This is a genomic window from Desulfomicrobium apsheronum (genome assembly GCF_900114115.1).
In the GTDB taxonomy this organism is placed as follows: Bacteria; Desulfobacterota; Desulfovibrionia; order Desulfovibrionales; family Desulfomicrobiaceae; genus Desulfomicrobium; species Desulfomicrobium apsheronum.
On sequence record NZ_FORX01000010.1, the window covers coordinates 84,634 to 109,061 of the forward strand.

The 24,428-nt window shown below is 60.0% G+C and carries 17 protein-coding genes; 12 read left to right on the forward strand and 5 right to left on the reverse strand.

Annotated elements, in window-relative coordinates:
• Window positions 1-77: 77 nt before the first annotated feature.
• Window positions 78-638: a manganese efflux pump MntP gene (locus BMZ40_RS10890; RefSeq protein ID WP_092188996.1), complete on the forward strand. Its 561-nt coding sequence runs from the start codon at window positions 78-80 to the stop codon at window positions 636-638.
• Between the two features lie 5 nt (window positions 639-643).
• Here BMZ40_RS10890 and BMZ40_RS10895 read toward each other — a convergent pair whose 3' ends face one another.
• Entirely contained in the window at window positions 644-1,306 is a 663-nt protein-coding gene (locus BMZ40_RS10895) for a hypothetical protein (RefSeq protein ID WP_092375327.1), read from the reverse strand.
• Window positions 1,307-1,717: 411 nt separating this feature from the next.
• Here BMZ40_RS10895 and BMZ40_RS10900 point away from each other — a divergent pair, with 411 nt between their 5' ends.
• The 11 genes from BMZ40_RS10900 (at window position 1,718) to BMZ40_RS10950 (ending at window position 20,451) form a co-directional block, all read left to right on the forward strand.
• On the forward strand, window positions 1,718-3,661 hold the full coding sequence (locus BMZ40_RS10900) for an aldehyde ferredoxin oxidoreductase family protein (RefSeq protein WP_092375330.1): 1,944 nt from the start codon (window positions 1,718-1,720) through the stop codon (window positions 3,659-3,661).
• Between the two features lie 273 nt (window positions 3,662-3,934).
• Window positions 3,935-7,207, forward strand: a complete 3,273-nt coding sequence (locus BMZ40_RS10905; RefSeq protein ID WP_177193119.1) for a PAS domain S-box protein — start codon at window positions 3,935-3,937, stop codon at window positions 7,205-7,207.
• Between the two features lie 75 nt (window positions 7,208-7,282).
• On the forward strand, window positions 7,283-8,371 hold the full coding sequence (locus tag BMZ40_RS10910; protein ID WP_092375335.1) for an HD-GYP domain-containing protein: 1,089 nt from the start codon (window positions 7,283-7,285) through the stop codon (window positions 8,369-8,371).
• Between the two features lie 24 nt (window positions 8,372-8,395).
• Complete coding sequence (locus BMZ40_RS10915) at window positions 8,396-8,671, forward strand: hypothetical protein (RefSeq protein WP_092375338.1); 276 nt, start codon at window positions 8,396-8,398, stop codon at window positions 8,669-8,671.
• Window positions 8,668-12,144 (forward strand): bifunctional diguanylate cyclase/phosphodiesterase, encoded by a 3,477-nt coding sequence (locus BMZ40_RS10920; protein WP_092375340.1) that lies wholly within the window; start codon window positions 8,668-8,670, stop codon window positions 12,142-12,144. Before BMZ40_RS10915 ends, BMZ40_RS10920 begins: the two co-directional genes overlap by 4 nt.
• A complete protein-coding gene (locus BMZ40_RS10925; protein WP_245751093.1) occupies window positions 12,120-12,881 on the forward strand; it encodes a UPF0280 family protein in 762 nt (253 codons plus the stop codon). The genes BMZ40_RS10920 and BMZ40_RS10925 overlap by 25 nt, the downstream gene beginning before the upstream one ends.
• 413 nt (window positions 12,882-13,294) lie before the next feature.
• Window positions 13,295-15,970, forward strand: coding sequence for an intermembrane phospholipid transport YdbH family protein (locus tag BMZ40_RS10930; RefSeq protein ID WP_092375343.1), 2,676 nt, complete (start codon window positions 13,295-13,297; stop codon window positions 15,968-15,970).
• Window position 15,971: 1 nt separating this feature from the next.
• Window positions 15,972-16,172 carry a YnbE family lipoprotein gene (locus BMZ40_RS10935; protein ID WP_092375346.1) on the forward strand — a complete coding sequence of 67 codons (201 nt, stop codon included), beginning with the start codon at window positions 15,972-15,974 and terminating at the stop codon, window positions 16,170-16,172.
• Between the two features lie 13 nt (window positions 16,173-16,185).
• Window positions 16,186-16,557: a YdbL family probable chaperone protein gene (locus BMZ40_RS10940; protein WP_092189014.1), complete on the forward strand. Its 372-nt coding sequence runs from the start codon at window positions 16,186-16,188 to the stop codon at window positions 16,555-16,557.
• Window positions 16,558-16,875: 318 nt separating this feature from the next.
• On the forward strand, window positions 16,876-17,751 hold the full coding sequence (locus BMZ40_RS10945; protein WP_092375350.1) for a DMT family transporter: 876 nt from the start codon (window positions 16,876-16,878) through the stop codon (window positions 17,749-17,751).
• 291 nt (window positions 17,752-18,042) lie between these two features.
• Window positions 18,043-20,451, forward strand: coding sequence for a PAS domain S-box protein (locus BMZ40_RS10950; protein ID WP_092375354.1), 2,409 nt, complete (start codon window positions 18,043-18,045; stop codon window positions 20,449-20,451).
• A 132-nt stretch (window positions 20,452-20,583) separates the two neighbouring features.
• Here the strand turns inward: BMZ40_RS10950 and BMZ40_RS10955 are convergent, their stop codons facing one another.
• The 4 genes from BMZ40_RS10955 to BMZ40_RS10970 all read right to left on the reverse strand — a co-directional run bounded on the left by BMZ40_RS10955 (window position 20,584) and on the right by BMZ40_RS10970 (window position 24,414).
• Entirely contained in the window at window positions 20,584-21,903 is a 1,320-nt protein-coding gene (locus tag BMZ40_RS10955) for a (Fe-S)-binding protein (RefSeq protein ID WP_092375357.1), read from the reverse strand.
• 94 nt (window positions 21,904-21,997) lie between these two features.
• Window positions 21,998-22,912 (reverse strand): universal stress protein, encoded by a 915-nt coding sequence (locus BMZ40_RS10960; RefSeq protein ID WP_092375360.1) that lies wholly within the window; start codon window positions 22,910-22,912, stop codon window positions 21,998-22,000.
• 21 nt (window positions 22,913-22,933) lie between these two features.
• Window positions 22,934-23,851, reverse strand: a complete 918-nt coding sequence (locus tag BMZ40_RS10965) for a CoB--CoM heterodisulfide reductase iron-sulfur subunit B family protein (protein ID WP_092375363.1) — start codon at window positions 23,849-23,851, stop codon at window positions 22,934-22,936.
• Window positions 23,848-24,414 (reverse strand): 4Fe-4S dicluster domain-containing protein, encoded by a 567-nt coding sequence (locus tag BMZ40_RS10970; protein WP_092375366.1) that lies wholly within the window; start codon window positions 24,412-24,414, stop codon window positions 23,848-23,850. Before BMZ40_RS10970 ends, BMZ40_RS10965 begins: the two co-directional genes overlap by 4 nt.
• Window positions 24,415-24,428: the final 14 nt, after the last annotated feature.

The following is a 24,428-nucleotide window of genomic DNA, read 5'->3' on the forward strand; positions in this document are numbered from 1 at the left end:
CCGACTCAATTTCTGCTTTGCCTTGCGCCACGCCTTGGGCTATCTGCCTTTTGCGCCTTCACCCGCAGGAGAACACAATGCCTTTCGTTGAAATTATGGCCGTGGCCATCGCCTTGGCCATGGATGCCTTTGCCGTTGCCATCGCTTCGGGCGTGGCGCTCAAGGTCGTGACCAGGCGGCACACCTTTCGTCTGGCCTGGCATTTCGGACTGTTCCAGGCCGTCATGCCCATCATCGGCTGGTTTGGCGGCTATGCCGTACGCGAATATTTTCTGCGCTTTGGTCACTGGATCGCCTTCGCCCTGCTCCTCTATATCGGAGGGCACATGCTCTGGGAAGGGCTGCACAAGGACGAAGACAATGTCTGCCAGGACCCCACCGTAGGCACAAAGCTGATCATGCTTTCCGTGGCCACAAGCATCGACGCCTTGGCCGTCGGCTTCACCCTGGCCATGCTGGGCCTGTCCATCTGGGTCCCGGCGGCGATCATCGGCGTGGTGGCCCTGCTCTTCACTGCCGCAGGCCTGCATCTGGGCAAATATCTCGGCTGCGAGACCCGCCTCGGCCAGTATGCGGAAGTGCTCGGCGGCGGCGTGCTGCTTGCCATCGGCTGCAAGATCCTGTGGCAGGCGCTCTGAGACTGTCAGGCCATGCACGCATGTTTTTCAGTATACAATTTGTGAATTTTCTTCCCAACATCAAAAGGGAGTCGCATGGATACCGGAAACAGCTTGGCGTGAAAAATCCGCAACCCAGACTCATCATCGCTCGCCACTTCCTGCATTCTCAAAAATGACTTGCACTGCTTGATTCCCTCTTCAGACGTGGCGCGGCCACATGCGTCAGATATAAAAATATCATCCTCTGTAAGATCTACAACAAATTCGAAAAAACATGCGAATATATTTTTATAAATCAAGAAATTTGATTTATACTCAGGTGCGACAACGACAGAATTTATATACAAATAATACATATTGGATTTTTCATAGCAATCAATATCATCAGGAGTTATTTTTGTTTCATCAAAATCAATCCTGAGAGCATCCATGAAAGTTCTTTCTTTCAGAGGAAACAGTCCTATATATGCGATTATCTTATTCGACTCTATTTCTTTTGCAACGCAATAAATTTTATTATTTTTATCGTTCCAGCTTTGAATTCTAGACAACGGAACAAGATGCTCTTCTTCGTAGACAATGCGATCAAGCTCCACAAGTTGCCTTATATCATCTTGAGAAGCTCCACAATAAAAAACAATATGTTTGTTATCAAAACACAAATTAAACAATCTGTTTTTTTGCATGACAACACCCTCCGCAAAATTTATTAATTACGATTCAAAAAAGTTATTAAATTTTATAAAAAAATTTTAAATCGCTATTTATTTAAAAAATATTCATATCTTCAAAACAGAATTACTTTAACCTTCTCTCGATACACCACATCAATCTACTTGAATTCACCAATCCGTACATTTTGCGCTCTGTATGCTCGTATTTCTACTCATCAAAAACCTGAAATGTAATATGTAGCGCTACCAAAATATGAACACCCATAATACGTACCGGTACGTATTATGGGTGTCTCGAATCTGCCTCGGGCCGTGCTCGTCACGGGGTTTGAAAGCAACCTGTGAACGCTTCCGCGCATCTAGGCAAAGCGTCCCGTCCGGGGTATGGAGAAGCCACACCCCAACCCTTGCCAAGGAGGACTCATGCACGGCTGGACCGGACGCATCCTGGACATCGACCTTTCGACGATGACGGTTCGGACAGGGGAACTGTCCCGCGAACTGGCCATCGCCTTTCTGGGAGGTCGGGGCCTGAACTCCAAAGCGCTTTTTGACCGCGTCTCTCCCGGCACGGATCCCCTGAGCCCCGAAAACGTCTACTGCATCGCCCCGGGCCCCCTGTCCGGGACAATTCTGGGCATGACCAGCCGCATGGAAGTCTCCACCCTCTCGCCCTATTCGGGCATCCTCGGCGACGGCAACGCCGGCGAACGCTTCGCCACGGTGATGAAACGCGCCCGGGCCGACCAGATCATCATCACCGGCCGCGCGCCCAAACCCTGCTACCTGCTGGTCACGCCGGAAAACGCCGAGCTGCACGATGCCTCGCACCTGTGGGGCAAAGGCGCCTGGGAAACGACCGATCTGCTGCTGGCCCGGCACGGCCAAAAGGCTTCCGTGGCCTGCATCGGCCAGGCGGGCGAAAACCTGGTCCGCTTCGCCTCGACCATCGTCGACAAGTACGCCTCGGCCGCGCGTGGCAGCGGTGCGGTACTCGGCTCAAAGAACCTCAAGGCCGTGGTGGTCGTCGGCAACCATACGGTGAGCCTGGCCGACCCCGAGACCTTCAGAGAACTGGCCGCCCTTGACCGCGAATTCTTCGCCAGGGACGAATTTCAGCGGAACGTGGCCGCCAAGTACGGCTCCCATCACGGCATGAGCGACTGGCGCCCCGGCTTCCGCAATTACACCAAATACCTGGAACCGGGTGAAGTGCCGCCGCAACTTCGCCCCGAAGCCTGGAAAAAATACGAGATCGGCCGCACGGGCTGCGGGAACTGCTCCGTGCGCTGCAAAAACGTGTACGAGATCCCGGACGGCCCGCGCAAAGGCGAACACGGCGAGGCGCTTGAATACGAGTCCATCTTCTGCATGGGCACCAACTGCGGAGTCTGTGACCCGGTGGCCATCATGGAGATGAGCAATCTTGGCGACATCTACGGCCTCGACGTCATTCCTCTTGGCAACACCATCGCCCTGGCCAAAGACCTCTTCGCGCGCGGCATCCTGACCCGTGAGCAGACCGGTGGCCTCGACCTGTCCTGGGAGAACGCCGCTGACCAGATCGAGCTGGTGCATCTGACGGCCTTGCGCGAGGGCTTCGGCAACATCCTGGCCGAAGGCATGCTCTCCATGGGCAAGATTCTCGGCCCCGAGGCCATGCAGTACTGCTACCACGTCAAGGGCCTGAGCCGAGGTCCCTACCCGGCCGGACTCTTCGCCCTGGCCCACGCCACCTCGACACGCGGCGCCGACCATCTGCGCGGACGCAGCTGGGCCTACGGCGAAAACGACCCCGACCTCTACCCCTGGCTTCAGGCTTCCGGAACCATGCATGCGGACATGGACGATCCGGTGCAGGCTGTCATTCTCTCGGAGCGGGTCTGCACCCTGGCCGACTCCGTGGGACGCTGCAAGGGTGCGGTCAATTCCTGGGCCAACGCCCTGCCCCTGGCCTTCAAGCATCCCCTCTTCGAGGGACTGGCCCGTCTGCTGAGCGCGGCCACCGGCGAGACCTTTTCCGAAAAAAGCCTCGTTGACGCCGCAGACCGTATCTACACGCTGGAAAAAGCCTTCAACGCCCGCCGGGGCATCACCAGCGCCCACGACTCCATCCCCCTGAACCCGGACCACCATGGCCCGGAAGAAATGGAAAAGGAGCGGGCCAGGCACCGGGACCTTCTCCGCCGCTACTACGCCCTGCAAGGGCAGGACACGCAAACCGGCATCCCCACGCGGGAACGCATGGAAGAACTGGGTCTTGGCAGTGAAGGATCACGCCTGCACGACGAGGGCCCCTACCCCGAATGGACCGGGCCGCCTCCTTGGCCCCTTCACGCCTATCCCCACGGAGGCCAGCGGGCCTGATCGGCACTCAACTCGGATCTTCAACAACACGAAACACTTGACGGCCTTGAGTAGCAAAGGCAGACATTGTCATACGACGCATTTGTCCGGACGGCCCGGCGCAGCCTGGGTGTCAGACAAACCAAGCCCTGATGCCCGGGCCCCCGAAAACCTGGCCATCCTCCTGCAAAGAGGCTCGGGAACGGCCGCATTTATTGCTTCCGGGGCAAATCTCGTACTAGAGACCACCATGGCCGAGTCATGCGGCTTGTATCTTCATCCCCGGAATGGTTCATGCGTTTCATCCTTGCCCTGCTCCTGCTGCTGACACTCTGCGGCCAATGCCCGGCGGCAATGCCATCGCCGGAGCTGAGTCCGGAAGAGAGAGCGTGGCTGGCCGAGCACAGGGATTCCCTGCTTCTCTCCTTCGACCGCTCATTTCCCCCTCTGGAGTTCGAAAAGCCCGACGGCGAATTTGCCGGCCTGAGCGCCGATATCATCGCGCGGATCGAAGAATTCCTCGGCATCACCTTCCGCAAACAGGGCGTGCCCTGGACCGAGATCCTGCAAGGCCTGCAAAACGGGAGCACAGCGCTGGCCCCGGTCATCGTCAACACCGCAGAACGCTCCGAATACACATATTTCACCCGGCCCTATGCCCGTATCCCGCATGTCATCGTCACCTCCCGCCACATCAAGGGCGTGCTGACCCTGGATGACCTTGACGGAATGCGCGTGGCCGTGGTTCGGGGCTATGCTTCGGCCGGCATGGTCCATGACGCCGCCCAAGGCCGATTCAACGTGGTGGAGGTGGAAACCATTCGCGAAGGCCTGCGCGACGTGTCCTTCGGGGTTGTCGACGCCTTTGTCGAGAATCTGGCCGTGGCCGCCTGGTACATCGACCAGGAAAAACTGCCCAACCTGCGCGTCGCGGGAAGCCTGGAGGCGACCCAGGAGCTGTCCATCGGCGTCAGCAGGCACTATCCGCTGCTGGCCAGTTCCGTAAACAAGGCCCTGGACTTTATCAGTGAATCCGAAAAAAAAGACCTCGTCGATCGATGGCTTCAATTTCCGACATTCTTTCCTGACAAGCAGACCCTCGACGCATTGAAACTCGCGGCCCTCTTCACCGCCATCATCCTGTTGGTGCTTGCGGGTGTCGCCTGGGTCCTGAGCCGCAAGCTGCGCAGGAAAATCCAGGAGCTCAAACGCACCGAGTTCGCCCTGACGGAACAGGTGGACCGTTTCCGGCTGGCCCTTGAGACCACCCAGGCGGGATTCTGGGAGAATTATCCGTCAGAGGGTCGGGAAATACACAGCCAGGAATGGTACGCCATGCTCGGATACTCGCCCCGGGTCGTGACGGGCGGCGTGGAGGACTGGACCAAACTCATCCATCCCGACGATCGTGAGAGAGCCTTGGGAGCCTTTTCGGCCTACATCGACGAAGGCGGCAGGGGCATGTACGAAGCGGAGTACCGCCTGCGCGCCGAGGACGGCTCATGGCGCTGGATCCTGGGCAAGGGCCGCGCCGTCTCCTGGAACGACGAAGGCCGCCCGACCCGCATCATCGGTCTCAACCTCGATGTCCAGAAAAGCAAGGAAGCCCAGGTCGAAATGCAGCGTGCCCAGGCCCTGAACAAGGCGCTGCTCGAACAGACCACGCAATTCATCGGCCTGCTCGACCTGAAGGGCAACCTCCTCGTCGCCAACCGCACCAGTATCAAATGGGCCAAGGCGAAACCGGAGGAGGTTCTGGGCAAGCCTTTCTGGGACGGGCCCTGGTGGCCCGACAAGAAAAAGGCGGAATCGTTTCTTTTGAATCTGATCGAGCAGGTCAAAAAAGGCCAGACCATGCGCAGCGAGGTCGTGCATGTCGATACCGAGGACAAGGAAACATACATCGACTTCACGATGTCTCCGTTCCGCGACGAGAATGGTCAGGTCGTCAATTTCATCGTTGAAGGCCGCGACATCTCCATGCTCAAGAAAAAACAGATCGAAATCGCGGAGAGCGAGAAGAGATTCCGTACAATCTTTGAAAATGCGCCCTACTCCATGTCCATCAACCGCTTCCCGGACGGAAAATACATGGACGCCAACACCGCCTTCCTGAACAAAATGGGCATCAGCAAAACCGAGCTGATCAGCCTCTCGCCCAAGGAAATCGGCGCATTGCCGGTTGAGCACCAGGAAGAGATATTCATGAGCCTCAGGGGCAGTCGCAACATCCACAACCTCGAAACCCGAGTGCAAAGGCCCAACGGGAACACCGGGCATCTTCTTTACTCGGGCGGACTCATCACCCTGGACGGCAAGGACTGCATCCTGTCCATGACCGTGGACATCACGGAACTCAAAGAAGCCCAGGAAGCCCTGCGGCGCTCGAAGGAAATGTTCTCCCGCCTGTTCCAGCTCTCTCCGGACATCATCACCCTGGCCAGAAAGGAAAACGGGGTTCTGCTGGAGGTCAACGAAACCTTCACGCGCACCACCGGATACTCCCGCGACGAAGCCCTGGGAAAAAGCACCCTGGCAATGAACATCTTCGCTTCGCCCGAAAGACGGACCGACTTCGTAGAAGCCCTGCTCCGTGACGGCCAGGTGGAAAACTTCGAATTCGACATGCGCCACCGTGACGGGCACATCCTGCGATGTTCCACTTCGGCCAGGTTTATGAGCGTCGACGACACACCCTGCATCCTGGCCATCACCCGGGACATCACGCACGTGCGGGCCATGCAGGAGAGCATGATCCAGTCCGAAAAAATGCTCTCGCTCGGGGGCATAGCCGCCGGCATCGCCCACGAAATCAACAACCCGCTCGGCATCGTTCTCCAGGCGGCCCAGACCATCACCCTGCGCACCAGGGCCGACTTCCCCAAGAACATCGAGGCGGCGGCAAGGATCGGCACCGACCTTGACCAGGTGGACCGCTACCTCAAAGAGCGCAAGATCGACGTCTTCATCCGCGACATTCAGGGCGCGGCGGTCCGGGCGGCGGAGATCATCCGCCACATGCTCGATTTCAGCAGACGCAGCGAGTCGAGGCGTTCGGTCTGCGACATAGGGACCATTCTTGAAAATTCCCTTCGACTCGCCTCCAGCGACTATGACCTCAAAAAGAACTACGATTTCAAATCCATAAAAATCGTGAAGGACCTGCCCGAAGGACTGCCCTGCCTGCATTGCACGGAAACGGAAATCGAGCAGGTCCTCCTGAACCTGCTGCGCAACGCGGCCCAGGCCATGGCCGAAGCCAAACCGCCCGTTTCCGATCCCTGCATCAGCATCCGGGTCAGGGCGCTGGGAACGGGCCTGCGCATCGACATCGCCGACAACGGGCCCGGCATCTCGCCGGAGAACCGCAAACGAATCTTCGAGCCGTTCTTCACCACCAAGATCGCCGGAGCGGGAACCGGCCTCGGGCTGTCCGTATCCTACTTCATCATCACCAAGGGCCACGGCGGCGCCATGTACGTCACCGCCCCTCCCGAGGGAGGGACCATGTTCAGCATAGAATTGCCCGGACCTGCCGAATCGGTGAAAAGCGAGCCACATGCCTAGACGGACGGCAGGATTTCAACATATCAAGGCGGGCATGTCAGACATCGTGAGCGAGCCGGCAAGGCGGAAAAACCCATGAACATCCTGGTAATAGACGACGAAGACGGACTGCGCCGCTCCCTGTGCGCCTATCTTGAGGACCTTGGATACGACACCCTCGACGCGGCCAACGGACGCGAGGGACTCGACGCCATGCGCAAGGCCCTGCCCGAGCTGGCGGCCGTCATCGTCGACCTGAACATGCCGGTCCTCGACGGCTACGGTTTCCTCCGGGAGGCTCAAATCGAGGCGCCGGAACTGCCCGTCATCGTGCTCTCGGGCGTGGGGGTGGTCGACGACGCGCTGCAGGCCGTAAGGCTTGGCGCATGGGATTTTTTGACCAAGCCGCTGCATAATTTCAGCATCCTCGACCATACCCTCGGCAAGGTCATCGAAAAGGCCAGGCTGATCCGGGAAAACAGGGAATACCAGACCAACCTCGAACAGCTCGTGCGTCAGCGCACCGCCGAACTGGAACGCACCCGACGGCAGATCATGCACCGCCTGAGCCGCGCCGCCGAATACAAGGACAACGAGACCGGCCACCATGTCATCCGGGTCGGAGAAATCGCGGCGGTTCTGGCCGAGGCCCTGGGGCTGGACGAAACAAGCTGCGCCAACCTTCGCGACTGCGCCCCGCTGCACGACATCGGCAAGATCGGCATCCCCGACGAGGTGCTCTTAAAACCCGGAAAGCTCGATCCCGTGGAGTGGAAGATCATGCAGCAGCACTGCATGTTCGGCTGCGAAATCCTGGGGCCCCTGACCAGCAAGGAAGAGGCGCATTCAAGCTGCGAGCAGTGGGACAGAAAGGATCTGGACGGCAACGAATTGCTCGATCTGGCCCGCACGCTGGCCCTGCTTCATCACGAGCGCTGGGACGGCAGCGGCTATCCCTTCGGTCTGGTCGGTGAAGACATCCCGCTTGCGGCGCGCATTGTCGCGGTGGTCGACACCTACGACGCCCTGGCCAGCGAAAGGCCATACAAAAAAGCCTTCCCCGAGGAAAAATGCCTGGCCATCATCCGCGAAAGTTCGGGCAGTCATTTCGACCCCAAAGTCGTCGAGGCATTTTTTGCCAACATCGATAGAATCCGGAACATCCGCGTGCGGTGGCGGGACTAGGATCCGCATCACAAAGAAGAAATCATGATTGTAAGCCAGATGCGCGTGAACTCCAAAGGAGAGTGGGAAACCTGTTCCGCCAAGGCCCACGGCCTGGACGCCGACCTTGCGCTGGTGTTCTGGTCCGACACGGACGAAAACACCGTCGCCGCCGCCGTGGAAGCCCTTGGAATCCATTGCCCGCGCACGACCCTGACCGGCTTTTACTCCTACGGCGAAATCGGAAGTGACGAGGCTGGAGGAACCTGCTGCCTGCACAATCAGACCATGACGGTCACCGTGCTGCGGGAGCAGGGATGAGCATGCACCGCCTTTTGCAACGCCAGCTCAAACGGGCCCGGGTCACTCCCAGCGAATTGCCGACAAATCTTGAACCCTTCATGACCCTCATAGAGGACGCCTACCGTCAATTCGACGAAGAAAAGGAAGTCCTGGAACGGGCCCTGGAAATCAGCTCCGCCGAACTGGTGCGCCGCAACGAAGTCATGCGGGCCGTGTTCATGGCCCTGCCGGACGTTTTCCTGTGGATCACCCGCGACGGTCTGATCAAGGATTGCCGAGGCGGCTTGCAAGCCCTCTTCGGCGTCGAGCCGCTCAGTCTCCTGAAGAGAAATCTGCGCGAAATTCCAGACATCGCCGACCCTCGGGCGTTCTCCCTGGCCATGCGCATGCTGGCCGAGACCTCGTTCTTCCAGGCTGAATACTCGATTCATTCCGCAGGCCGAACCCGGCACTACGAGGCCCGCTTCGCCAATCTCGAGGACGACCTGATCCTGGTCCTGATCCGGGACATTTCAGATCGAGCCCTGGCCGAGGAAGCGCTCCTTGGAATGCAGCAGCGCCTGGACCACATCATCGAATTTCTGCCCGACGCCACCCTGGTGGTCGACAACGAACACCGGGTCATTGCCTGGAACCGGGCCATGGAAGGCATGACCGGAGTGCCCAAGGCAGAGATCCTGGGCAAATCGGGCTATGAGTACGGCACTCCCTTTTACGGCCACCCACGACCCATTCTCCTGGACTTCATCGGCAAGGATCCAAGCCGGGACTACCCCATGTACGAGCCCACCCAGGGCAACCTCGAAGGACTGGCCACGGAAATCTTCGTCCCGCTCCTCCACGACGGGCGCGGGGCCTATGTCTGGGCCAAGGCCTCGGCGCTTTACGACAAGGACGGCAACATCGCCGGAGCCATCCAGACCATCCGGGACATCACCGACAAGAAGCGGGTCGAGATCGGCACCCGGGTTCTGTACTTGGTTTCCACCGCCGCCAGCACGCCCCTGGCGGACAAAGAGCTTCTGTCCAAGATCTTCGACATCCTGGCCGAGCACATTGAAGTCCAGGTCATGTTCGCCTCCATCCTTGGCGTGGAGGGCGCGAAGCTCACGTTCCCATTCTTCATTCGACAGGATCTGGCCAGGCACGAGACCATGAAGCATCTTTCCATGCTCTCCGCCAACGCCATGAACTCACCATCCCCGCAAATCACGGACACCCCGCCCGAGGGCCCGCGGGAAGGGGAAGCGCAATCCACGCTGTGGTTCACCTCACCGCTGCGCTACGGGGATCGGCTGCTGGGTTCCGTGGTCTTCGCGCTTTCCGAGAACAATCATTTCGTCCGCGACAAAGACACGCACGTACTCGCTTCGGTGGCCGACCATCTGGCCCTGGCCATCTCGCGCAACGCCACGGAAAAAGCGCTGCGCCAAAGCGAGAAAAAGCACCGAGCCATTTTCGAAAACGCGACCGAGGGCATCTTCCAGATATCTCTTGATCACGACCTCCTGAGCGCCAACCCGGCCATGGCCCGCATTTTCGGCTACGAGGACATAGGCAGCCTGATGGCCGACGCCCAAGGCTTCCTGCAACGCGCCATCTCCTCCGCCGACCGGGTCCAACTGCTGAGCCGGGCCCTGCAACTCGGCACCGCCCAGAATTTTGAACTCGATGCGTTCATGAAGAGCGGCAAAAAAACCTGGATCTCGATCAACATGCGCACCGTGAAGCGCTCCGACGGGTCCATCAGCCACCTCGAAGGCTCCATGCGCGACGTGTCCAAGCGCAAGAAGGCCGAACGCAGACTGGCCATCCAGAAAGGCCTCTTTCAGCAGCTCTTCGACAATTCCCCGCAAGGCATCCTGTTGCTGGGCAAGGACGGGGCGCCCATGGACATCAACCCGAGCTTCACCAGCCTCTTCGGATACACCCGAAGCGATCTCCACGCCCTCTTCGAAATGCTCCTGAACCCGGACAGCCTCGACGAAAGCTTTGCCTTCATCTCCACGGTACTGAGTGGAACCTCGGTGAGCACGGAGACGCAACGCAGAACCAAGGACGGACGGATCATTCCCGTCTCCATGCTCGGCTATCCCTACGTGCTGGACGGCACGATCTCCGGGGCGTTCTTCATTTTCAGCGACATCTCCGAACGCAAGAATTACGAAGCTCAACTGACCAGACAGGCCCTGCGCGACAATCTGACGGGACTGCCCAACAGGGTGCTCTTCATGGACAGGCTGAACCGGGCCATGACCAGGCAGCAGCGCAACTCCGAGTATCGTTTTGCCGTGCTCATGATCGACCTGGACAGCTTCAAGCGGGTCAACGACACCCTCGGGCACCAGGCCGGGGATCATCTGTTGCAGGAAGTGGCCGCGCGCCTGACCCAGTGCCTGCGCACCATGGACACGGTGGCCCGCATGGGAGGAGACGAGTTCGCCGTGCTGCTCGAAGACTTCCAGAGCAACCAGGAAGCCATCGGCATCACCCGCAGGCTTCTGGAGACCATACGCCAGCCACTCAAAATCCAGGATCGGGACGTGCTGGTCAGCGCCTCCGTCGGTGTGGTGCTGCAGACCGTGCGCTACACTTCGCCCAACGACCTGCTGCGGGATGCCGACATCAGCATGTACCGCTCCAAGGAGCTGGGCAAAAACCAGTTCAAGGTCTTCAGCAAGAGCATGTACGAACAGGTCGTGCAGACCGTGCAGCTTGAAAACGACCTGCGTCAGGCCCTGGTCGAAGATGAATTCGAACTCTTCTTTCAGCCCATCTACGCCCTGAGCGGACAAAAACTCCGAGGTTTCGAGGCGCTCATCCGCTGGAACCACCCGCTGCGCGGTCATCTGCCCCCGGGAGAATTCATCCCCGTGGCCGAGGAAACCGGACTGATCACCGAAATCGGCAAATGGGTCATGCGCCGCGGCTGCCTGGTCCTCGCCGGATGGCAAGCTCAATTCCCCGATCTTGACATCAGCATGTCCCTGAACCTTTCGCCCAAGGACCTGCTGCAGGCGTCGCTCATCCCCGTGCTGACAGAACTGCTGCATGAAACCGGTCTCAAGGCGCGGCACATCAAGCTCGAAATCACCGAAACGGCGGTCATGGACAATCCCGAGCAGGCCACATCCAGACTGGAGCGATTGCAGAAGATGGGCTTTCAGATCGCCATGGACGATTTCGGCACGGGATATTCGTCCCTGTCCTACCTGCAACGCCTGCCCATCGACATCCTTAAGATCGACCGCTCCTTTGTTCAGACCATGCTCGAAAACCCCAACAACCTTGAGATCATCAAGGCCATCATCGGACTGGGGAAAATCCTGGATCTGCGCATCGTAGCCGAGGGCGTGGAAACGCAGCAACAGCTTGAATCCCTGCAGGAACTCGGATGCGACCTGGCACAAGGCTATCATCTGGGCAGACCCATGTCCAAGAAGCAGACCGAAACGCTGATGGCCGCATGCAGCGCGAATCCGCCGACATGACCCGCCCTGCCCACCTGTCCCCGTTCCGCACCTACCGCGCCTCCCGGCGTGACGACCTCGTCTCCTTCCAGCTCATCATCGAGGAAACGGATCTGTGGATCGCGGCGCGGGAAGATCTCGGCGCTCCCATGGCCGACCATGTTCGACTCCTGCGCGGACAGATCAAGGCCTACGCGGCCGTACACCCCGAATTCCTGACCTCTCTTGAACCCCTTGAAACTGGCCCGCGCGCTCCGGAAATCATCCGCCGCATGTGCCATGCCGCAGCCCTGACCGGTGTCGGTCCCATGGCCGCCGTGGCCGGAACCCTGACCCAGATGCTGGCCGAACACTTCCGGGAACGCTCACCTGACCTTCTGATCGAAAACGGCGGAGACACCTACCTGTGCTCCACCCGGGACCGGCACATCGGCATCCTGAACATGCCGGACCAGGCCGTGCGCCTGTGCGTCCCGGTGTCGGCCAGGGAATTTCCCTGCTCCTTTTGCGCGTCCTCGGCCAAAATCGGACATTCGCTGAGTTTCGGGAAGGCCGACCTTGTCGTGGTCCGCGCACAAGACGCGGCCCTGGCCGACGCGGCGGCCACGTCCCTGGCCAACGCCCTGACCGGAGCCTCGGCCATGGACGCGGTCCTGGCCAAGGCCCAGGGCTGGGAGTCCCTTGGCATCGACGGCGTCTTCACGCAATGCGAAGGCAAGATCGGCGTGTGGGGCAAAATGCAGTTGGCCGTGATTTGAGAGATGAAAAACCATTTCCTGTCTGGACAATGTCAGCCGCCAGGCTTATAGATGAATCAAGACCTGTTCGTTTTAACCTAAGCGGAGGTAAGACCATTGGGCCATTCATTTGGGAAGAAAAGTTGCTTGAGGTAGCGTGAGAAAAAAGGCCTGAAGAGGCAGGGGACTTGAACCCATCAGCCCGGGCAAACCAGACGGAGAGACCGTCACCAAACGCTACGAAGAAAAGTTTTTAAGGGTTCAAGAATCTTAAAACAAAAAGTACGACGAAACGATCAAGTTAGAAATGCCTTGAAATGACTCGCCCCGCTTCACCATGAAGCGGGGCGTTTTTATTGGAGTCGCCCAAACCTTCCCGAAAGACCTCAAACACGCTCTTTGCCTTTGCCCTGACCTTTGCTAGACAAAGGAACATGTCCACTGCAAACGGCTCCGCGCCGGACAACGCGACCCCGCACGCCAATAAACAGCCCGCCAGACCGGCTCACTTCCGTTTCCTGCGCGGGTTGCTGTTTTTTCTCACGCTGTTCTGCCTTGTCCTTGCCGTTCTCTGGAGCGCCCTGCCCCGCATCGCCCAGGAACTTTTCGTGCCCGCGCTGGCCAGAACCCTGCATGCGCCCGAACTGAGCATGGACATTCGCAGGGCAGGCTTTTCGGGTCTTGATCTGGGCGAAATATCCCTGTCCAGCGATGCGGGCCTTGCCGCCGAGGCCGTGCTCATCGACTGGAGCCTGTCCGGTCTCCTAACGGGCCGAATCGACAGGATCAGGATCCTGGGTCTGTCGATCCGGGTTCAAAAAAATGGAGAAAATTGGAACATTCCCGGTCTTCCCCGGCTTCAGAAATCATCCGGCGCGGACTCCGGGACCATGTTCCTGCCCTGGGTGGACGAGATTTCCGTTGAAGGCCGCATCAGCCTTGAAGGACCGGGCCTTGGGCACTCGTTTCCCTTTAGCGTGAACGGGGGCCTGGATGAAAATGCCGACATCGTCCTGAATGCCGACACCGCGCTGGCCGGGCAGAGCGTGAGCTTGGCGCTGAAAGGGAACCTGCAGCAAAACAATTTCCGACTGACCTGCGTCCTGCCCCCGGCCTCCATCGCGGCCCTGGCCGGGATGGTCCCGAGCCTAAACGCACTGCCCCTCGCCGGAACCGTGCGGGCCGAGGGCCACGCGTCCCTGCCCCCAGACCAGAAGCCCCTTCTTGAAGCCCGGCTTGGCCTTGACTCCCTGCGAACCATGCTTGGCGGCGCGCCTCTGACCCAGGACGGCAACGCCACCCTCGACCTTGCCTGGCAGGACGAACCGCGCCTTTCCCTCTCGGCCCTGAGCCTTGGCGCCCCCCTGCCGCTGACCCTGAGCGTCGCCGATATCCGGGCGGACCTTGAGAACATGTCCTTTGGCTGCTCCTGGAGCCTGACCGCGCAGGCCCTGCCGGGCGTCGCGTTTTCGTCTCCGCCGCGCCTGGCCGGAAGCTGCGAACTCAACGCCTCGGACCAGGGCTGGAACATGCACGCCACGGCGGCCCTCGACGCTCTTGAAGTCCGCCCGGCCCAGACGCCGGGGCTGGTCCTTGCCCTGGACACGACCACCCTGACCCTCGACGCCGGAAAGGACTCCGCCGGTACGCGTGTTGACGGATCCCTGGCCTTGGGCAGATTACGCGTGACCCGGGAAACCCTGGGCGCGACCCTCTCGGGCCTGAACATGACCGTAAACGCCACCGCCGCTCCAGACCTGAGCGGAACGATACGCCTCAGCGGAGCGCGCCTGGATGCAAAACAGCCCGGCATGGCCCTGACCACGACCCGCCTTGACGGACAATGCGCCTTTGTCCTGACCGAGCAGCTTACCTTAAACGGCGTCATAAACGCGAACGCACGCGCCAGCAGCGGAGACACCGCCGCACTGGTGAGCCTGCGCCTGCCCCTGGCCTGGCCCGAACCGGCGACGACGTCCGGCAGCGTAGACCTCGATCTGAAGTGGAAAGGGAAAGGGCTGGCAAAAATTTCATCACGAATCGCGCAAGATTTGCACGGGGCGAGCCTTGACGGGACCCTCTCGGTGCTGCCGGTGGCGGTTCGGGCGCCCCTGAAGGGACGCATCGACGCAACAAACATTTCCGGCTCCTGGATCGAGATGAAGGCCGCCCAAACCATCACCCTGCCCGGCAAGCTGACAAGTCTCATCCCGGCGCTGGGCGATCTGTCGGGCAGCGCCCGCCTGGATGCCGCCGCGCGGCTGGACTTGAGCAACGGAGCGGCCATGCTCCCCGCCGATCTGAAGCTCACCGGACTGTCCCTGGCACACGCGACAAGTGAACTCACGTTAAGCGACGGGGCCGTCGAACTGGCCTTTTCCAACCTGCTGAACATGCGCTCCGAACCGGACGGGCGTATGAATTTCGAGCGCTTGCAACTGGGCACCATCATCCTTGAGCAGGGCGACATCCATTTTCAGATCGAAGCCCTGCACAGCATCCTGGTCGAGGGCTGCCGCTTTGAATGGGCCGGTGGTCGCATCGGCAGCCAGGCTTTCAGAATCAACCCGAACGTTGAGGACTACACCGTCGAGCTCTACTGTGACCGGGTCGAGATGGCCCAGGCCCTGGAACAGTTCGGAATGACCCAGGCCCAGGGCGGAGGCACCGCCAACGGCCGCATCCCGGTGCGCTGGGCGGACGGGAACCTGACCTTCGCCAACGGCTTTCTGTATTCCACTCCGGGCGAAAAAGGAGTACTGCGCGTCAAGGGCACGGAGATCCTGACCGCCGGCATTCCCCCGGGAACGCCCCAATACGGGCAGCTGGACCTGGCGGCGGAGGCCCTGAAGGACTTCACCTACGACTGGGCCAGAATCCGCATCAACACCCAGGAAAGGGAGCTTGTCGTCTCCCTGGAACTCGACGGCAAACCCGAAAAACCCCTGCCGTTCAGCTACAACCGCGATCTCGGCGGCTTCGCCCGGGTCGAGGCCTCTTCACCGGGGTCCGTATTCCAGGGCATCCGCCTGGACGTGAATTTCCGCCTGCCCCTGGATCAACTTTTGCAATACAGACAGCTCCTGGAACTGATGAAAAACGGAGGTTAACGTGCGAATTCCCTTGATGGCCCTGGCCGCGATGCTGCTCTTGCAAAGCGCCTGCAGCACCCGCCACGAGGTGCAGATGGCGCCGGTGGAGGTCAAACCCATCCACATCACCATCGATGTCAACGTGCGGGTCCAAAAGGACCTGGAAGACTTTTTCAGCGACATCGACAAGGCCGACCAAAAACTGAACCCAAGCAACTGAACTGGAGTCCCATATGCGCAAAATGAAGCACCTCATACCGATCCTTCTGGCCCTTTTATGCGTCATGTTCTGCGTTCAGGCCGGCTTCGCCCAGGGCATCAAGGACAGGATGCTCGCCCGCCTGCCTGTCATCAACGAACTCAAAGCCCAGGGCCTCGTGGGTGAAAACAACCAGGGATTTCTGGAGTTCCGCTCCGGAAACAAGCCAAGCGCCGACGTGATCAACGCCGAAAACGCCGATCGCCGGGAAGTCTACAAGGCCATCGCCGCCCGTCAGAACGCTTCTCCCGCCCTGGTAGGGCAGACCCGCGCCGCGCAAATCGCCGAGAAGGAAGCCCCGGGAACATGGATCCAGAGCCCCGATGGGGCGTGGAAAAAGAAATGAACCGGCGATAAGAGTGCGCTGAAAATGAACCGGTGTGGAGAGGCACGGAAGGAAACGGACTGACACGGACTGGCACGGACTGGCACGGACGAACACGGACAAACACAGGGTAATACAGGCGCGGCCATTATTTCTTGTCCGTGCCTGTCCGTGTTTGTCCGTGTCAGTCCGTGTTCTTCTGTCTTCTGTGTTCTTCGGTGCCACCCCTTTATAATCCACCCGCCCCTTCCACCCCCGCCTTGACGGCGCCGCCTCCGGCCCGGTAAAGCCTCCATCCGGCCCGAAAGACATCACCCGCTTGCCGCACAAGGAATCCCCATGAACTCCAGAATCATACGCGCCAATCTCTTCCTTTTGCTGACCGCCCTGATCTGGGGTGCGGCCTTCGTGGCGCAGCGCATGGGCATGGACCACATGGGCCCCCTGACCTTCAACGGCATCCGCTTCGCGCTGGGCGCCCTGGCCCTCTTGCCCCTCATCGCGAACATGGACAGAAAACGCACCACCGTCGCCGCGCCAATGTCCGCCCTGATCCGGGGCGGCCTGCTCATGGGCGGAGCCCTGTTTCTGGGCGCATGGCTGCAACAGTTCGGACTCTGCTACACCACGGCGGGCAAGGCCGGCTTCATCACCGGCCTGTACGTGGTCTTCGTGCCGCTGATCGGCATCTTCCTCGGACACCGCTACGGCATCGGGACCTGGGCCGGAGCGGGCCTGGCCATCGCCGGCATGTACATGCTGAGCGTGACCGAGAGCATGACCATGGACAAGGGGGACGCGCTGGTCCTCATGTCGGCATTTTTCTGGGGCGTGCATGTGCTCCTCATCGGCAAGCTGACCGGCGGGCTCGCGGCTGTGGACGCCGTCAAACTGGCCGCCGTCCAGTTCGCCTTCTGCAGCCTGATCAGCCTGGCCGGAGCCGCGATCTTTGAAGAGATCAGCCTGGCCGGTCTTTGGGCCGGCATCATCCCCATCCTCTATGGCGGACTCATGAGCGTCGGCGTGGCCTACACCCTGCAGGTCGTGGCCCAGCGCGACGCCCGCCCAGCCCCGGCGGCCATCATCCTGAGCCTTGAGGCGGTCTTTGCCGCTGTGGCCGGATGGATGCTGCTGGGCGAAATCCTCACCACCCAGGCCCTCATCGGCTGCGCGCTGATGCTCGGCGGCATGATCTGGTCCCAGGCCAGGCCATGACGGCAGTGAAAGCAAAAAAACGGCTGTCGAACCGCCAAGGCATTCCACCAAGCTCAAATTCCGCTAAAAGGCTTCCATAAAACATCACGCCGGCAGCATCCCTCTCCCGGCTCAGTCCTCTTTCCCGGACGACTTTGGTTGTATTGGCCGGAAAAAGCTGTCATGTTCTTCTTCAGCACCAATCCTTGATCCCAGATTCAACGCCTCCGTCATACACATTCCGTCACGCGGGTGCCGCAACAACAGACCAGCTCTGCCTGATCACAGCGCCGCCCCGGAGCAAAAATCCATATGATGAAGCCCCTCCCCGACGACGATCTGGAAAAACGACTCGCCGCAACTCAGGCCGCCCTGGAAGAGAGCGAGGCCAGATACAAAAACCGTTTCGAGCATTCGCCGGTCGGAGTGTATCGAAGCTCCCTTTCGGGAAGGTTCCTGGAGCTCAACCCCGCCATGGCGGAAATGATGGGATATGACACGGCGCAGGAAGCTCTTTCCGATATGACCGACCTCGCCCGTCAGCTTTACGTCGAGCCCAATCGCCGCCGGGAATTCATAGAACTGCTGCAAACTGAAGGGGTGGTCAGACATTTCGAGTTTCAGGGCAGGAAGAAAAACGGCGAGATCATCTGGATTCACGAAAACGCAAGCCTTGGAAGCTTCGACGGCACCGAAAAGCAGATCATCGACGGTTTTGCCCAGGATGTCACGGCTCGCAAACTGGCCGAGGAGTCCTTGCGGAAAAACGAGTCCCTGCTGCGCTCCATAACCGCCAATGTTCCCGGCGCGCTCTACCAGTTCACCCGCAGGGCGCCCCTGACATACGAAATTCCCTTCGTGAGCCAGGGGGCGGGTCAGTTGCTCGAATGGCCGGACGAATCCCTGCGCAACACCTCCGTTCTTTTTCAGAACGTCTTCCCGGAAGACCAGAGCAGGCTCTTTGCCACCATCGAGCAATCGGCCCTGTCCATGAGCCCCTGGAAGGAAGATTTTCGCATCTCCACGCGCTCCGGGGCGACCAAATGGATCCGGGCCGCATCAAACCCCCAGGCCATGCCGGACGGGAGCATCACCTGGTTCGGCTTCATGCTCGACATCACCGAACAAAAACGGATCGAGGAAGCCCTGCGCAAAAGCCAGGAGCACCTGCAGGCCATTTTCAGGGTCGCTCCCACGGGTATCGGCGTGGTCAGGAACCGGATTCTGATCCGCGTCAACCAGCGCGTCTGCGAAATGACCGGACACACAGAAGAGGAACTGCTGAGCCGGAGCGCGCGCATGCTCTATCCCACACAGGAAGACTTCGAGTTCGTCGGGCGCGAAAAATACAGGCAGATCAAGGCAAAAGGAACGGGCGAAGTCGAAACGCGCTGGATCAGAAAGGATGGGACCATCATTGACGTGCTCATGGCCTCCACGCCTCTTGATCCGGAGGATCTTGGCGTCGGCGTGACCTTCACCGCGACGGACATCACGGAGCGCAACTCCACTCAGGCCGAGCTGCGCATGGCCGGCAAAAGCATGCTTGAAGCCGCGGCCAAAGCCACGGAACTGGCCGCCCAGAGCCAGGCCGCGAACAGGGCCAAAAGCGAATTTCTGGCCAACATGAGCCATGAAATCCGCACGCCCTTGAACGGCGTGCTGGGCATGCTGCAACTCATGGAAACGACGGTCCTCGACGACGAGCAGCGCGAGTTCATATCCACAGCCATCAAGTCATCGACCCGCCTGACCCGTCTGCTCTCCGACATCCTGGACATCTCGCGCATCGAATCCGGCAAGCTGGTCATCTACGAAACGCAGTTCCAGATCGCAGCCCTCAAGGAGTCCGTGTTCGAACTCTTTGCCCCCATTGCCGGACAGAAGAACCTGAAACTCGATTTCCTGATGGATAGAAACGTGCCGGCCCTGCTCGTCGGAGACGAAATGCGCCTGCGCCAGATCCTCTTCAATCTGGTGGGCAACGCCATCAAATTCACGGACCATGGGCACATCACCACCGAAATATCCATGCTGCCCTGTTCCTCCGCGCATACGTGTCACCTGTTCCTGTGCGTCTCGGACACAGGGGCGGGCATTCCCGAGGAACGTCTCAAGGACATCTTTGAACCCTTTGTGCAGGTCGACGGTTCCTACGTACGCGATCATCAGGGCGCAGGACTTGGCCTGTCCATAGTGCGCCGCCTGACCCAGATGATGGGGGGCAGCCTGTCCGTCGATTCGGCCCCCGGTCAAGGAACGGCCATCTGCCTCGCCCTGCCCCTGCGCATCCCCGTCGTCCCGGACGAACCGGCACAGGACAGTTCCCCGGACAGGCATTCCCCGCGCGGACTCCGGATTCTCATGGCCGAGGACGACGAGGTCAACCTCTGGGCAGGCCGCAGGATGCTGGAAAAACTCGGGCACACCGTGACGGCCGTCATGAACGGACGGGAAGCCCTGAGAATTCTGGACGACCAGGAGTTCGACCTGATCTTCATGGACATCCAGATGCCCATCCTGGACGGAGTCGAAACGACCCGCGCCATTCGCAAGCGGGGTGGGGCGCAGGCCAAGGTTCCAATCATCGCCATGACCGCCTACGCCATGACCGGAGACCGCGAAATCTTCCTGCAGGCAGGCATGAACGACTATCTGGCCAAGCCGGTTCAGCTGGAAACCCTCGAACTGGCCATTCAAAGGACAATGAACGCGAAATAGCGTCGCTTTGATTCTGTTGCAGGCCAAAACGCAAGCGGGCCGAAACTTCCGACGGAGGTTTCGGCCCGCTTGCATCCAAAAACCGTTTTTATCATCATCCCGTTGGCCGCGTGCCCGTCCGGCGGGACGCGTCTACACCGCGATCTCCGGATGAAAGACATTGACCTCCCTGAGGTCATCGCCCAGATAGGCGCGCTCGTTGGGCCCGAGAATGCCAAGAGAGAGGCAGATCAGGGTCCACAGGTGCACCACTCCGTAATGTCCTTCGTAGTGTTCGCTCAGTTCATGAATCTGGGCATGGCAGTTGTGACAGGCGGCGATGCAGTAATCGGCTTTGGTGGCCTTTATCTGTTCGTCCTTGGTCAGTCCGTAGGCCAGGCGCTGATCCTTGAACCCCGATTGCAGGAACCCTCCGCCGCCGCCGCAACAGTAGTTGTTGGAACGGTTCGGGTACATGTCGATGAAGTTTTCCTCGCCGACAACTGATTTCACGACAAAACGCAGGTCATCGGCGATGGCGTCTCCGTAACTCTTTCGGACGATCTGACACGGGTCCTGCACCGTGAATTTTATCTTGAGATCCTTGTTCCAGTCGGAATTGACCTTGAGTTTGCCTTCACGAATCCATTTTGCATAATATTCATAGATGTTTTTTACTTCGAAACGATGCTCGATACCAAATTTTTCCAGTCCGGCCCGGACTGAGTATGTTACGTGGCCTCACTCGGTATTGAGAAAGACCTTGCACCCCAGCTCGCTGGCCTTGTCCGCCGATTGACGCGTCAAACGCTCCCAGCTCTGGTTGTCCGCCAGAAACATGCAGTAGTTCTCCCCGGCCCAGCCCCTTGACCCGTAGGTCCAGTCCGCCCCGACCAGATGCAGTATCTTCCACAGGGGGAGCAGTTCGTCGGGCTCGGTCACGGGCTCGCGCGAGTTCTGGTTGAGGAAGAATTCCGCGCCCTCCTTGTCGACGGGAGCTTCCATGTCCTCGAATTCGGGCTGCGCCTCCCGGCATTCCGTCAGGATGTCATCGACCACGAAGGCGAAATCATCCGGTGCGGTGCCCATGGCGCTTCCGCTCTCGTTCTTGAGCGCCATGTCGCAGGAACCCATGATGCCCTTGGGGCGCGTCTCCCTCGGCCAGGCGGCCCTTACCTCGTAGACCAGACGGGGAATGTCGATCTTCATGGGACAGGCGTAAATGCAGCGCTGACACATGGTGCACATCCAGACCCAGGGCGTGGACAGGATTTCCTCGTCCATGCCCAGCGCCGCCATGCGCAGGAACTTGCGGGGGTCCATGTTTTCCATGCCGGTAGCCGGACATCCGGATGAACATGCCCCGCAGGTCAGACACATGTTCAGGTTCCCCCCCTCGGGCAGAATTTCCCTGACTGTTTCCATGAAGGTGCTTTTCCCGCGACCAAGCTCGATTATCTTTCCGTTCAACATCCCGGTACCCCCCGAAATGAATGGTTACCCAAGCGGCCTGGGCGGACGCGGAGATGACAGGACAGACCCGGCCACCCCCGCGCCCGCAAGAGAACTAGACGGTGACCGCGACATCAACCACCTGGCCCGTCTGGTCGTACATCAGCCCGCAGCGCAGGTCGAAGTGGCGGTTGACGCTCATGGTCGGACAAGGCGCATTGACCGAGACCTGTACCACGGTGGAGCCGAGAAAGGCCTCTTCCGGGTCGTCGGCCCTGGAATGGTGGGCCATGATGATCAGATCCGCGCCGATCTGCGTGGCCATGTTCAGGATCTCCATGGCCGGTCGTCCGAAGCGCCCGGCATAGACGCAATCGTCGATGCCCTGGAGCCGGTCGCCGTATTCCGCGCCGAGCCTGGCTTCGATCTCCGCGCGGCCTTGCGGCGAATCCGTCGAGGTCTCGCTGACGTTCATGAGCGTGAGCCGGGCCTTGTACTGCCTGACCATCTGGCCGCCGTAGCTGACCGCGCACTCGGACTGCTCGGAGAAGTCCGTGGCCACGAGGATGTTGGAAAACGCCGGATCCTTGCACTCCACGGCTCGGTGCACGATCATGACCGGGCAACGCGCCTTCTGGCTGACCCGCTCCAGGGTGCTACCGGCCATACCCCACATCTGGGCCCGCTTTTCCTCGTATTCCTTGGTATGCGGCCCCATGACCACCAGATCGGTGTCCTTCTTGCGCGCCAAGCGCAGCAGCTCGTTGTGCGGAATGCCGGCCACGACCTGCACCGTGACGTTCGGCAGTTCGGCCAGCAGGGAGGCGTACATTTCCCGAATGCGCCCCTCCAACCGGGCCGTCTCGCCCGAGGCCTCCAGAGTTTCGATGGAACCCCAGCCCTGCTCCATGCCGGCCACATGAACCAGATAAAGATTGGACTCGAACTTCTTGGCAAAACCCACCGCGGATTCAACCGCGCATGCATCCACGCCGCTGGGCGTCACGCCTACGATGATGTCCTTGAACATAACTACCCCCTTTGTTTTTAATCAGGTTTCGCGGGCAAGCGTCTCGTCGCCTTCGCCTGGCGCTTCGTGCCGCCAGGCCCGGGATCTGATCCCGGCGCGCATGCTCCCGTCCATGCTCATGTTCTTGTCCAGCAACACGGAGGGCTCCTCCAGTCCGAACGCCAGACCCATGAGCTGGGTCAGATACAATATCGGCACATGGTGCCCCCCGGCCGCCGAGTCGTGCTGGTAGGCTTCCAGATTCATCTGGCAGAGCGGACAGACCGTGGCCACGGCGTCGGAGCCTTCGGCTCCCTCCAGAATGGCGGCCACGGAATGCATGGCCACCTCCGGATGCGTGACCATGAGGGAAGCGCCGCAGCATTTATTGCCCATGTCCCACGGCAACGGCCTGGCTCCAAGGGCCGAGAGCACGTTGTCCATGCTCACCGGGTGCCGGGGATCATCAAAAACCTCGTAGGGACGCAGGATCTGGCATCCGTAATATGATGAAACACGCATTTCTCCGAGATCGTTGACGATTCGCTCTTTTATGGCTTCTAATCCGATGTCGTTGATCAGCACGTCCAGAATGTGTCGCACCCCAACCGTGCCCCGGTAATTCAGGCCCGACGCGCCAAGGGCCTCATTGACCCGCGCGTGCAGGTTCCTGGTGCCGACGACCTCGCGGTTGACCTTCAGAAGATTGAGGTAGCAGGCGCTGCACGGGGCAAGCACATCGAGCCCCGGCAGCTCCTGCTCGGCCAGGGCCAGATTGCGGGCCGGGAGAGCGTAATTCATGAGCGCGCTGACCGGTTCGGCCGCGCTGGCTCCGCAACAGGTCCAGTCGGGTATATCAACCAGCTCCACCCCCAGCGCGTCCATGACGGCCCGCACGGACACGTCGAACTCCCTGGCGCTTTCCTGCAGCGAGCAGCCTGGATAGTAGGCGTATTTCATGATTCCTCCTCCATCTCGCGCACCTTGGCGAAAAGCTCCTTCAGCCGCCCTTTCTGGGCGCTGCTCGGTGCGTGCAGCTTGCCGGCACGCATCATGCGCACCCCCAGAGGCAGGTAGTGCAGCGGCAGGAGCGGATCCCGGCTTTTCAGGAAATAGCCGGGCATGAGGCTCGTCTCCTGGACACGCCCGTACTTCTCCACGTTTTCCATGAATGCGTCGTAAAACGCGCTGTTCTTCCTGATCTTCCACGTGCCCCGCTGCCGAGCCAGCCGCTTCAGCGCCCCCATGGCCCGCGTCAGCTTCAGCCCGCGCGGACAGCGCAACGTGCACATGTAACAGGAAGAGCACATCCAGAACGTTCTGCTTTCAAGAATCCTGTCCAGCATTCCGAACTGCACCATGCGCCACATCTGCCGGGGCGTTATGTCCATGGCGAAACCGTTGGGGCATGACGCCGTGCAGGTCCCGCACTGCATGCAGGCCCCGATCTCGCCGCGCAGCTCTTCAAGAATCTCCCGGGTCACGGGATCCGGGCTCCAAGCGTGTGCTTGCGTCTGATTCATGATCCACCTTCCCT

Bases quoted from the DNA above. Each gene is read 5' to 3' on its own strand.
- BMZ40_RS10925 (WP_245751093.1), top strand. From the start codon at position 12,120: ATGCAGCGCGAATCCGCCGACATGACCCGCCCTGCCCACCTGTCCCCG.
- BMZ40_RS10970 (WP_092375366.1), bottom strand. From the start codon at position 24,414: ATGAATCAGACGCAAGCACACGCTTGGAGCCCGGATCCCGTGACCCGG.
- BMZ40_RS10910 (WP_092375335.1), top strand. From the start codon at position 7,283: ATGAACATCCTGGTAATAGACGACGAAGACGGACTGCGCCGCTCCCTG.
- BMZ40_RS10915 (WP_092375338.1), top strand. From the start codon at position 8,396: ATGATTGTAAGCCAGATGCGCGTGAACTCCAAAGGAGAGTGGGAAACC.
- BMZ40_RS10895 (WP_092375327.1), bottom strand. From the start codon at position 1,306: ATGCAAAAAAACAGATTGTTTAATTTGTGTTTTGATAACAAACATATT.
- BMZ40_RS10930 (WP_092375343.1), top strand. From the start codon at position 13,295: ATGTCCACTGCAAACGGCTCCGCGCCGGACAACGCGACCCCGCACGCC.
- BMZ40_RS10965 (WP_092375363.1), bottom strand. From the start codon at position 23,851: ATGAAATACGCCTACTATCCAGGCTGCTCGCTGCAGGAAAGCGCCAGG.
- BMZ40_RS10920 (WP_092375340.1), top strand. From the start codon at position 8,668: ATGAGCATGCACCGCCTTTTGCAACGCCAGCTCAAACGGGCCCGGGTC.
- BMZ40_RS10945 (WP_092375350.1), top strand. From the start codon at position 16,876: ATGAACTCCAGAATCATACGCGCCAATCTCTTCCTTTTGCTGACCGCC.
- BMZ40_RS10950 (WP_092375354.1), top strand. From the start codon at position 18,043: ATGATGAAGCCCCTCCCCGACGACGATCTGGAAAAACGACTCGCCGCA.
- BMZ40_RS10890 (WP_092188996.1), top strand. From the start codon at position 78: ATGCCTTTCGTTGAAATTATGGCCGTGGCCATCGCCTTGGCCATGGAT.
- BMZ40_RS10940 (WP_092189014.1), top strand. From the start codon at position 16,186: ATGCGCAAAATGAAGCACCTCATACCGATCCTTCTGGCCCTTTTATGC.
- BMZ40_RS10900 (WP_092375330.1), top strand. From the start codon at position 1,718: ATGCACGGCTGGACCGGACGCATCCTGGACATCGACCTTTCGACGATG.
- BMZ40_RS10905 (WP_177193119.1), top strand. From the start codon at position 3,935: ATGCGTTTCATCCTTGCCCTGCTCCTGCTGCTGACACTCTGCGGCCAA.
- BMZ40_RS10960 (WP_092375360.1), bottom strand. From the start codon at position 22,912: ATGTTCAAGGACATCATCGTAGGCGTGACGCCCAGCGGCGTGGATGCA.